This is a genomic window from Kitasatospora sp. NPDC091257, from assembly GCF_044757675.1.
GTDB classification, from domain to species: domain Bacteria; phylum Actinomycetota; class Actinomycetes; order Streptomycetales; family Streptomycetaceae; genus Kitasatospora; species Kitasatospora lactacystinica.
Window position 1 is genome coordinate 1 of record NZ_JBIVVI010001296.1, and the last position, 2,431, is coordinate 2,431.

Sequence of the window (2,431 nt, forward strand, 5' to 3'; positions counted from 1 at the left end):
GTCCTGGTGAGCCCCGAGGAAGTAGTCCACCCCCTCCTCGAACAGCGCCGTCTCGACGACTGCCCGTAGCGGACCCTGAGTCTCGCTGGGAACCGGGTATGCACCGGCCGTCATCCACTCGTCATCGCCGAGCTCGAACAGGCCCCTCACCTGGAGGAACTGCTCTCGCGTCACCGTGACGGACGAGCAGAGCCACTCATCGGGGCCGAATCCCTCCAGCACCCACATGAGATTGCGGCCGCCCTCGAACGGACAGTCCTCATTCATCGGCCGATCCTACGGCGTGCACGCTGTCGGCCGCTCGCCCCATCGAACTCGTGCGGCCCGGCGCATCCCTCGCTGCCGGGCCGCACGAGAACCCGCTACCGGCCCGTGCGCCGCACCGGACCCGGCGTCAGGGCCGGGTACGGTGCGGCATGCCGAGTGGGCCGTGCGCCGTGGGTCAGCGCACGGTGACGGTGAACACGGGCGAGGCGGTGCTTCCGCTGATGACGCGCAGCTCGTTCAGGCCCTTGATGCCGAGCTTCACGCCGAGGGAGTAGGAGCCGGTGCTGGTCGTGGCGACGGAGGCGGGCAGGGTGACCCACGCGCCGTGCTGCTTCTGCTGCAGGGTCACCGTGCTTCCCGCCTTGAGGGCGGTGGTCGTGCCGGTGACGCGGAACAGCTGCCACGCCTGGACGGTGGAGACCGACGGCTTGGCGGTGATGCCGGCCTGCGCGGTGGCGGGCACGGGCTGGTTGGCGGGCACGGGCCGGGAGACGGGGGCGGCCGCCATGGCGGTGCCCGCCACGGCGAGGGAGACCGCGGCCAGGGTGGTCACGGCGGCCAGGCGCAGGGAGTTCCGCTTGGAGACGATCACGGTGCGTCCTTTCCAAGGTGGATCCGGCCCGAAGGCACCATCGGTGCGACTCGGGCCCTGTCATCCGTGGAGACGCCCCGCGCCGCACTCGGGTTGTGGACGAAACGTCACCACCTTGTAACAGTAAGCGATTTCGCGGAGAGACGGGCGGTCCGGCGGCTCGACCGTACCGGTTCCGCCCGCAACTCCCGCGGCGGGTCGTCGTCGCAGTCCTGCGGCCGGGGGGATGCGGCGGACTTCCCGCGCACCGCAGGCGAGTTGGCTAGACTGCGGCGGGCCTGGCATGATCACCAATGAAGGGGCAGGGAATGAGCACCGACGAGACCGCGGCGACGGCCGCCGAGTTCGGATCCGATGAATCGGCCGCCCTGCACATACGCCAGGACGTTCCGCACAGCGCCCGGATGTACGACTACTTCCTCGGCGGCAAGGACAACTTCGCGGTCGACCGCGAGGCGGCCGAACGCGTCCTGACCGTCTTCCCCACCATGCGCACCGCGGTCCACGCCAACCGCGCCTTCATGCACCGCGCCACCCGGGCGCTGGCCCGGCGCGGTCTGCGCCAGTGGCTGGACATCGGCACCGGCATCCCCACCTCGCCGAACCTCCACGAGGTCGCCCAGGCCGTGGAACCGGCGGCCCGCGTGGTCTACGCCGACAACGACCCCGTCGTGCTGGCCCACTCCCGCGCCCTGATGACCAGCACCCCCCAGGGCCGCACCGCCTACGTGCACGGCGACGTCCACGACCCGGCCGCCATCCTGGCCACTCCGCAGGTCGCGGCGACCCTCGACCTCACCCGGCCCGTGGTCCTGTCGATGGTGGCCCTGCTCCACTTCGTCCCGGACCTCGGCGACGCCCACGCCATCGTCAAGCACCTCCTGGACCCCCTGCCGTCCGGCTCCGCGCTCGTCCTCTCCCACGCCACGGCCGAACTCGACCCGTCCGGCGCCTCCAAGGTGCAGGAGATCTACAACCAGGCCGGTACCTCCCTGCGGCTGCGCCACAAGGACGAGTTCGCCACCTTCTTCGCCGGCCTGGACCTCCTCGACCCCGGCATCGTCCCCGCCCACCGCTGGCACGGCGACGACACCGACGTCTCCACGGACGCTCTGCCTGCGACCGTCACCGACGCCCAGGTCTCCTTCTACGCGGCCGTCGCCATCAAGCCCTGATGCGCGCGGAGTCGGGGGCATGACGATCCGTGGCGTGAGCACCGGCAGGTGGTCACGCCACGGCCCCGGCCACGCGGACCTGGGCGCGCCACGAGAACCGGGCGCGCCGAGCGCTCAGGGCCGGGCAGCGCGGTCAGGCCGAGCCGGGCGGCCGGGTCGGTGCCTGACGGGCACACCTGCGCCCGGGCGGAGGGAATCGATTTCTCGGACTCCGGGCCCTCGGGGCGGTAGGCGTATTCCACGATCGTGAGTTCCCGGCCGCCGCCGAAGTCCACGAACCGCTGGTGCAGCGGCCCGAAGACGTGGTCGTCGTCGCCCTTGATCACGACCTTCCTCGCATCGCCGGTAGTGCGCGCCGGGACGCGGCCCACCCCTGGGGGTGTCAGCGGCTGCACCT

General features: G+C 71.6%; 4 protein-coding genes. 1 reads left to right on the top strand and 3 read right to left on the bottom strand.

All coding sequences use genetic code 11. The features are described from left to right. The coding region (locus ACIQOV_RS37495) for a hypothetical protein (RefSeq protein ID WP_401055258.1) at positions 1-267 on the bottom strand (267 nt) is incomplete at its 3' end. 175 nt (positions 268-442) lie between these two features. After that, on the bottom strand, positions 443-859 hold the full coding sequence (locus ACIQOV_RS37500; RefSeq protein ID WP_401055259.1) for a hypothetical protein: 417 nt from the start codon (positions 857-859) through the stop codon (positions 443-445). Positions 860-1,167: 308 nt separating this feature from the next. Between ACIQOV_RS37500 and ACIQOV_RS37505 the strand changes: the two genes are divergently transcribed. Continuing rightward, positions 1,168-2,034, top strand: a complete 867-nt coding sequence (locus ACIQOV_RS37505; protein ID WP_401055260.1) for an SAM-dependent methyltransferase — start codon at positions 1,168-1,170, stop codon at positions 2,032-2,034. Here ACIQOV_RS37505 and ACIQOV_RS37510 read toward each other — a convergent pair. Next, on the bottom strand, positions 2,007-2,431 hold a 425-nt coding region (locus ACIQOV_RS37510), incomplete at its 5' end, for a hypothetical protein (RefSeq protein ID WP_401055261.1). The genes ACIQOV_RS37505 and ACIQOV_RS37510 overlap by 28 nt on opposite strands.